Origin of the sequence: Streptomyces sp. FH025 (assembly GCF_017427025.1) — a bacterium.
Taxonomy (GTDB): Bacteria; Actinomycetota; Actinomycetes; order Streptomycetales; family Streptomycetaceae; genus Kitasatospora.
On the sequence record NZ_JAFLNG010000385.1, the window covers coordinates 1 to 7,495 of the forward strand.

Here is a 7,495-nt window from a genome sequence, read left to right on the forward strand (position 1 = left end):
GTCCGGGCCGCTGCCGAGTGGCCGATCCGCAGGCCCCGGCCCGTGCGGGAACGGCTGGACGCCGCCGAACCGCTGCACACCGGCCAGCGGGTGATGGACCTGCTCTTCCCGGTCGCGCGGGGTGGGACGGTCGCGGTGCCCGGGGGGTTCGGCACCGGGAAGACCGTCCTGCTGCAGCAGATCGCCAAGTGGTGCGACGCCGACGTCATCGTCTACGTGGGCTGTGGCGAGCGGGGCAACGAACTGGCCGACGTGATGGCGGACTTCGCGGAACTCGACGACCCGAGGACCGGCGGTCGGCTGGTCGACCGGACGGTGGTGGTCGCCAACACCTCCAACATGCCCATGATGGCCCGGGAGGCGAGCGTGCACACCGGCGTGACCGTCGCCGAGTACTTCCGCGACATGGGGCTGGACGTCGTCGTGATCGCCGACTCGACCTCCCGATGGGCCGAGGCGCTGCGCGAATTCGCCTCCAGAATGGGGGAGTTGCCGGCGGAGGAAGGCTACCCGGCCGACCTCGCCTCGGAACTCGCGGCGTTCTACGAACGGGCCGGGGCGGTCCGGACCCTCGGCGGCACCCACGGGTCGGTCACCGTGCTCGGTGCCGTCTCCCCTCCCGGCGGGGACCTGACCGAGCCCGTCACCGCCCACACCGAGCGCTTCGTCCGGGGCCTTTGGACGCTCGACCGCGAACTCGCCTACGCCCGGCACTATCCGGCGGTCTCGTGGTCCGGCTCCTTCTCCCGCGACACCGCCGTGCTCGGCGCGGCCCACGCGCGGGCGGGGAACCCGGAGTGGGGCGAGCGCCGCGCGGGCGTCGCCGGACTGCTCGCGGAGGCGGACCGGCTGGCCGACCTGGTCGACCTGGTCGGCATCACCGCGCTTCCGGGGCCCGAGCGGGTCAGCGTGCTCGCCGGGCGGCTGGTCCGGGAGGGGCTGCTCCAGCAGAGCGCGCTGTCGGCGAACGACGCGTACTGCTCCCCGGAGAAGACGGCGGCCCTGGCGGACGCCGTGCTCACGGTGGCCGCGCGATGCCGGGAGCTGGTCGACGCCGGAACACCGGCCGAGGTGGTCGAGGAGACCGACTTCACACCGCTCCTGCGCGCCCGTGAGGAGGCCGGGCCGCGCGACACCGAAGCCGTCGCCGTCGGCTGCGCGGCGGTGCTCACCGCACTCGGGGAGCCGCGGTGACGGACTCCGGTGAGGTCGAGTTCACGGACGTGCGGGAGCTGCGCGGACCGCTCCTGGTGATGGGCGGCGTGACCGGAGTGGGGTGGGACGAGTTCGTCGAGATCACCCTCGGATCGGGCGAGCGGCGCCACGGCCTGGTCCTGGAGGTGGACCGGGACCTCGCGGTGGTGCAGGTGCTGGAGGACACCGCGGGCATGGACCCGGCCGCGACCCGGGCCGCGTTCACCGGAGGCCCGCTGCGGGTACCGGTCGGCCCGGACTGGCTGGGGCGGATGTGCAACGGACGGGGCGAGCCGATCGACGGCGGTCCGCCGGTGTTCGGCCCCGTCACCGCGGAGGTCGGCGGGACCCCGATCAATCCGCAGCGGCGCGAGCCCCCGGCCGAGCCGGTGCTGACCGGGGTCGGGGCGGTCGACGTGCTCACCACACTGGTGCGCGGGCAGAAACTGCCGGTGTTCTCGGCCGCCGGGCTGCCCCACCTCGAACTCGCCGTGCAGGTGGCCGCCCAGGCCGTCAGCGGAGGCGAGGCCTTCAGCGTGGTGTTCGCCGGCCTCGGCCTCACCCACGCGGACGCGGCCTTCGTGCGCGAGGGGCTCGCAGGGCGCTCCGGAACGGGCGAGCTGACGCTGCTGCTGAACACCGCCGACGACCCGGTGATCGAGCGGCTGCTCACGCCGAGGATCGCGCTCACCGTGGCCGAGCACCTCGCCTTCGAGGGCGGACGACACGTGCTGGTGGTGATGACCGACATGACCGCCTACGCCGAAGCCCTCCGCGAGGTGTCGGCCGCACGTGGTGAGGTCCCCGCCCGGCGGGCCTACCCCGGGTACCTCTACAGCGACCTGGCCTCCCTGTACGAGCGCTGCGGCCGGATCCGCGGCCGACCGGGATCGGTCACCCTCCTGCCGGTGCTCACCATGCCCGCCGGCGACATCACGCACCCGGTGCCCGACCTGACCGGCTACATCACCGAGGGGCAGATCGTGCTCTCCCGGGAGGCGTACGCCCGGGGGGCGTACCCACCGGTGGACCCCCTCTCGTCGCTCTCCCGGCTGATGCGCAAGGGCGCGGGGCCCGGGCGGACCAGGGACGACCACCTCGACGTGGCCGCGCAGCTGATCGCCGCGCTCGCCCGGGCCCGGCAGGTCCGCGAACTCGCCGACCTGGTCGGCCGTTCGGCGCTGAGCCCGACCGACCTGCGCTACCTCGGACTGGACGAGGCCTTCTCCGAAGGCTTCCTCGCCCAGCGGCCCGACGAGAACCGGCCGTTGGCGGACGCGCTGGACCGCGCCTGGAACGTCCTGCTCACCCTCCCGCGCAGCCAGCTCGCCATGCTTCCGTCCGAGCAGCTCGACGCGCACGGTGCGTCATGACCGCACGCCGACGGGCCCCGTCGGGCCGGGCGGCCCGGCTGCGGCTGCGGCACAGCCTGGACGTCGCCGTGCGCGGGGCCGACCTGCTCGACCGCAAGCTGCGGGTGCTGCTGGAACGTCACCGGCAGCTGCGGAAGGCCGAGGAGACCGCGGAGGCGAGGTGGCGGGAGGGACTGGCGGAAGCGGAGACGTGGCTCCTGCGAGGACTCCTGGTGAGCGGCGAGGGCGCGCTGGCCGCGGCGGCGGTCGCGGACCGGGCGGACGTGGCCGTGGAGTGGACGGTCTCCATGGGCGTGCGCCACCCGTCCGGAGTCTCCTGCACCGACGCGGCCCGGGCCGCGCACGAGCCGGCCCCGGGCAACACCGCGCTGGCACACGCCGAGGCGGCCTACCGCGAGGCGATCCGGGCGGCCGCCGCCTACGCGGCGAACCGGGTGGCGGCCCGGCTGGTCGGCGAGGAGGCGGCCCGCACCCGCCGACGGATCAGGGCCCTGCGCCGGCACTGGATCCCGCGGCTGGCCGCCGAACTCGCCGCGGTGGAGCAGGCGGTGGAGCAGACCGAGCACGAGGACGCGGTCCGCCGCCGCTGGGCCGCGGGGCGGACGCGCGGCCGGGCGTGACCGCCACGCGTCGTTCAGGAGACGTCCGGTCCGCCGTCGTGGGCCGTGCACCAGGCCCGGTAGGCATCGAGCGCGGTGGGCAGGGTGGGGAAGATCAGTTCGGGGCCGATGGACTCCGGGCCGTAGGACTCCAGGTCCTCGAGGAGGTCCTGCTTGTCGCGTGCCATGCCGAAGACGACGCCGCGCCCGGTCAGCTCACGGCGTAGGGCCTCCGCCGCGTCCAGCGCGGTGATGTCGACCTCCGGGCAACGCGGACCCGAAGCGGCGCCGGTCCGGGCCGTGGACACCGGCGTGCCGCGCCATGGATCTCCTTCCTCCGCGGACCCCCAGCATGCCGTCGGCACCGCTGGGGCGCGCGGTCACGCGTCCGGCCGTGTCCGGGCCGCGCGGTGCCCTGGGCGGGGCGTGCTCCGCCGGCCCGGGGACCGGTGCCCCGATGGCGTAGGAGATATCGGCGGGGGTGGTCCGTTCGTCCGAGACTCGGAGCATCGATCAGGTAGCCGACTGACTGCGGAGCGTGATTGCCATGGCGGACCTGGCCTACGTCGGCGTGACGGTGCTCTCGTTCGCGCTCCTCGCCCTGGTGGCCAAGGGCATGGAGCGACTGTGACGGCCGACAACGTCCTGGGCCTCGTGGTGGCGGGCGCGCTCGTCGTCTACCTGGTGCTGGCCCTCGTCTTCCCGGAGAGGTTCTGACGTGGACCCGGCACTCGCGGGGTTCCTACAGGCGCTGGCGCTCGTGGCCGCGCTCGCGCTCTCGTACCGCCCACTGGGCGACCATCTGGCGCGCGTGCTGACGAGCCGCAGGCACCTGCGGATCGAGCGCGGCCTCTACCGCCTGGCCGGGGTGGACGCGGACGTCGACCAGACGTGGCCGGCCTATCTGCGAGGGATGCTCGCGCTGTCGGCCGTCTCGGTGCTCTTCCTCTATGCCTTCCAGCGGCTGCAGAACCACCTCTGGCTCTCGCTCGGGTTTCCGGCGGTGAGCCCGGCGACCGCCTGGAACACCGCCGTCTCCTTCATGACCAACACCAACTGGCAGTCGTACTCGGGCGAGTCGACCATGGGACACCTGGTGCAGATGGCGGGCCTGGCCGTGCAGAACTTCGTGTCCGCCGCCGTGGGCATCGCCGCGGTGGCGACACTGATCCGCGGCTTCGCCCGGAGCGGGACCGACCGGGTGGGCAACTTCTGGGTGGACGTCACCCGGGTCACCCTGCGGGTGCTCCTGCCGGTGTCGGTGGTCTTCGCGATCGTCTTCGTGGCCTCCGGCGTGGTCGAGAACCTGCACGCGGTCGGTCAGATCACCACGCTGAGCGGGGAGACCCAGGCCATCACGGGCGGCCCCGTCGCCACGCAGGAGGTCATCAAGGAACTGGGCACCAACGGCGGCGGCTTCTACAACGCCAACTCGGCCCACCCGTTCGAGAACCCCGGCCCGCTGACCAACTGGCTGGAGGTCTACCTGATGCTGGTGATCGGCTTCGCCCTGCCCCGTACCTTCGGGACGATGGTCGGCGACCGGCGCCAGGGGTACGCGATCGTCACCGTGATGGCGCTGCTCTGGATCACCTCCGCCGTCCTGACGACCCTCTTCGAGTGGCAGCACCAGGGCAGTGCGCTGCAGGCGGCCGGGGGCGCGCTGGAGGGCAAGGAGGTTCGGTTCGGCACCCCCGCCTCCGCGCTCTTCGCCGTCTCCGCCACGCTCACGTCGACCGGCTCGACCGGCTCCGCGTACGACTCCTTCACGCCTCTCGGCGGAGGTGTCCTGCTCGTCAACATGATGCTGGGCGAGATCGCACCCGGCGGTGCCGGATCCGGTCTATACGGCATGCTGATCCTCGCCGTGGTCACCGTCTTCGTCGCCGGCCTGATGGTCGGCCGCACCCCCGAGTACCTCGGGAAGAAGCTCGGCGGTCGGGAGATGAAATTCGCCTCCCTCTACATCCTCACCACCCCGGCGGTCGCCCTCGTCGGCACCGGAACGGCGATGACCCTCCGCTCCGCGCGATCCGCAGCGCTGAACAGCGGCCCGCACGGGTTCTCCGAAGTGCTCTACGCCTTCACCTCGGCCGCCAACAGCAACGGCTCCGCCTTCGCCGGCCTCACGGCCACCAGCACCTGGTGGGAGACCGCCCTCGGCCTGGCCATGCTGTTCGGGCGGCTGCTGCCGATGGTCTTCGTCCTCGCGCTGGCAGGGTCACTGGCGCGGCAGCACACCGTCCCGGCGACCACCGGGACCCTTCCCACCCACCGGCCGCTGTTCGTGGGCATGCTCACCGGTGTCGTCCTGGTCGTCGTCGGGCTCACCTACTTCCCGGCCGTGGCGCTCGGACCGCTGGCGGAAGGGCTGCGGTGATGACCTCCGAGACCTCGGCGGACACCGTGCCTGCCCCGCCCCCACGCGAGCCGCACCGTGTCTCGGCGGGCGTCATGGACCCGAAACAACTGGTCCGTTCCCTCCCCGACGCGCTGCGCAAGCTCGACCCGCACCTGATGGTGCGTCGTCCGGTGATGTTCGTCGTGGAGGTCGGCGCGGCGCTGACCACCTACTCGGCCATTCGGCACACCGGCCTGTTCGCCTGGCTGATCACGGCCTGGCTCTGGCTGACGGCCCTCTTCGCGACCCTGGCGGAGGCCGTGGCCGAGGGGCGCGGCAAGGCGCAGGCCGACACGCTGCGCCGCACCCGCACCGAGGCGGTCGCCCGCCGGGTCGCCGCGCCGTGGCACGCCGGACTCGCGGAGGTGCCCGAGGAGGAGGTGCCGGCGGCCGAACTGCGGCTCGGTGACCACGTGGTGGTCGAGGCGGGGCAGGTCATCCCCGGTGACGGTGACGTGGTCGAGGGTGTCGCGAGCGTCGACGAGTCGGCGATCACCGGTGAGTCCGCGCCGGTCATCCGCGAGTCCGGCGGCGACCGCAGTGCCGTCACCGGCGGCACCAAGGTGCTGTCCGACCGGATCGTGGTGAAGATCTCCTCCAGGCCGGGGGAGACCTTCATCGACCGGATGATCGCCCTGGTCGAGGGCGCCGCCCGGCAGAAGACGCCGAACGAGATCGCTCTCGACATCCTGCTCGCTTCCCTGACGATCATCTTCCTGCTCGCCGTGGTCACTCTCCAGCCGATGGCCGCCTACGCGGGCGCCGAACAGGCGATCGTGGTGCTGGTCGCGCTGCTGGTGGCACTGATGCCGACCACGATCGGCGCGCTGCTCTCCGCGATCGGCATCGCCGGCATGGACCGGCTGGTCCAGCGCAACGTGCTCGCGATGTCCGGCCGAGCCGTCGAGGCCGCCGGTGACGTGTCGACGCTGCTGCTGGACAAGACCGGCACGATCACCTTCGGCAACCGCCAGGCCGCCGAGTTCATCCCCGCCGGTGACACCGCGGTGGGGCGGCTGGCCGACGCCGCGCAGCTGTCCAGCCTCGCCGACGAGACCCCGGAGGGACGGTCCGTCATCGTGCTCGCCAAGGAGAAGTACGGACTGCGGGCCCGGGGCCAGGACGAGATCGGCCAGGTGGACTGGATCGCGTTCTCGGCACAGACCCGGATGAGTGGTGCCGACCTGCCAGGGGACGGGGGCCCGCGACGGATCCGCAAGGGCGCGGCCGGGGCTGTGGTCCGCTGGGTGGAGGAGAACGGTGGCGCGCCCGGCCCGGGCCTCGGCCCGGTCGTCGACCGGATCTCCGCCGAGGGCGGTACGCCGCTCGTCGTCGCGGAACAGTACGGCGCGGCCCCCGCCGCGGTCCTCGGTGTCATCCACCTCAAGGACGTGGTCAAGCACGGCATCCGGGAGCGCTTCGAGGACCTGCGTCGGATGGGCATCAGAACCGTCATGATCACGGGCGACAACCCGCTGACCGCCAGGGCGATCGCGGAGGAGGCCGGCGTGGACGACTTCCTCGCCGAGGCCACGCCCGAGGACAAGATGGCCCTGATCCGGCAGGAACAGGGCAGCGGGAAGCTGGTCGCGATGACCGGCGACGGCACCAACGACGCCCCCGCGCTCGCCCAGGCCGACGTCGGCGTCGCGATGAACACCGGGACCATGGCGGCCAAGGAGGCCGGCAACATGGTCGACCTCGACTCCAACCCGACCAAGCTGATCGAGATCGTGGAGATCGGCAAGCAACTGCTGATCACCCGCGGTGCGCTGACCACCTTCTCGATCGCCAACGACGTGGCCAAGTACTTCGCGATCATCCCCGCGATGTTCGCCGGGGTCTACCCGGGCCTGAACCACCTCAACATCATGGGCCTGCACAGCCCGCAGTCCGCGATCACCTCGGCGATCATCTTCAACGCCCTG

The 7,495-nt window shown here is 72.6% G+C and carries 7 protein-coding genes; 6 read left to right on the top strand and 1 reads right to left on the bottom strand.

Going from position 1 to position 7,495, the window contains the following annotated elements:
* The 3 genes from J0670_RS24410 to J0670_RS24420 form a co-directional block, all read left to right on the top strand.
* Positions 1-1,194, top strand: a 1,194-nt coding sequence (locus J0670_RS24410) for a V-type ATP synthase subunit A (protein WP_207813803.1), incomplete at its 5' end; no start/stop codon positions are given.
* Positions 1,191-2,567 carry a V-type ATP synthase subunit B gene (locus tag J0670_RS24415; protein WP_207813804.1) on the top strand — a complete coding sequence of 459 codons (1,377 nt, stop codon included), beginning with the start codon at positions 1,191-1,193 and terminating at the stop codon, positions 2,565-2,567. The genes J0670_RS24410 and J0670_RS24415, both read left to right, overlap by 4 nt.
* Positions 2,564-3,187 (top strand): V-type ATP synthase subunit D, encoded by a 624-nt coding sequence (locus J0670_RS24420; RefSeq protein ID WP_207813805.1) that lies wholly within the window; start codon positions 2,564-2,566, stop codon positions 3,185-3,187. Before J0670_RS24415 ends, J0670_RS24420 begins: the two co-directional genes overlap by 4 nt.
* A gap of 14 nt (positions 3,188-3,201) precedes the next feature.
* Here J0670_RS24420 and J0670_RS24425 read toward each other — a convergent pair whose 3' ends face one another.
* On the bottom strand, positions 3,202-3,474 hold the full coding sequence (locus tag J0670_RS24425; RefSeq protein ID WP_374223155.1) for a hypothetical protein: 273 nt from the start codon (positions 3,472-3,474) through the stop codon (positions 3,202-3,204).
* Positions 3,475-3,793: 319 nt separating this feature from the next.
* Here J0670_RS24425 and kdpF point away from each other — a divergent pair, with 319 nt between their 5' ends.
* From kdpF to kdpB, 3 genes are all read left to right on the top strand, one after another.
* Positions 3,794-3,883: a K(+)-transporting ATPase subunit F gene (gene kdpF / locus J0670_RS24430; protein WP_207813806.1), complete on the top strand. Its 90-nt coding sequence runs from the start codon at positions 3,794-3,796 to the stop codon at positions 3,881-3,883.
* A gap of 1 nt (position 3,884) precedes the next feature.
* Positions 3,885-5,546, top strand: coding sequence for a potassium-transporting ATPase subunit KdpA (gene kdpA, locus J0670_RS24435; protein WP_207813807.1), 1,662 nt, complete (start codon positions 3,885-3,887; stop codon positions 5,544-5,546).
* The coding region (kdpB, locus tag J0670_RS24440) for a potassium-transporting ATPase subunit KdpB (RefSeq protein WP_207813808.1) at positions 5,546-7,495 on the top strand (1,950 nt) is incomplete at its 3' end. The genes kdpA and kdpB, both read left to right, overlap by 1 nt.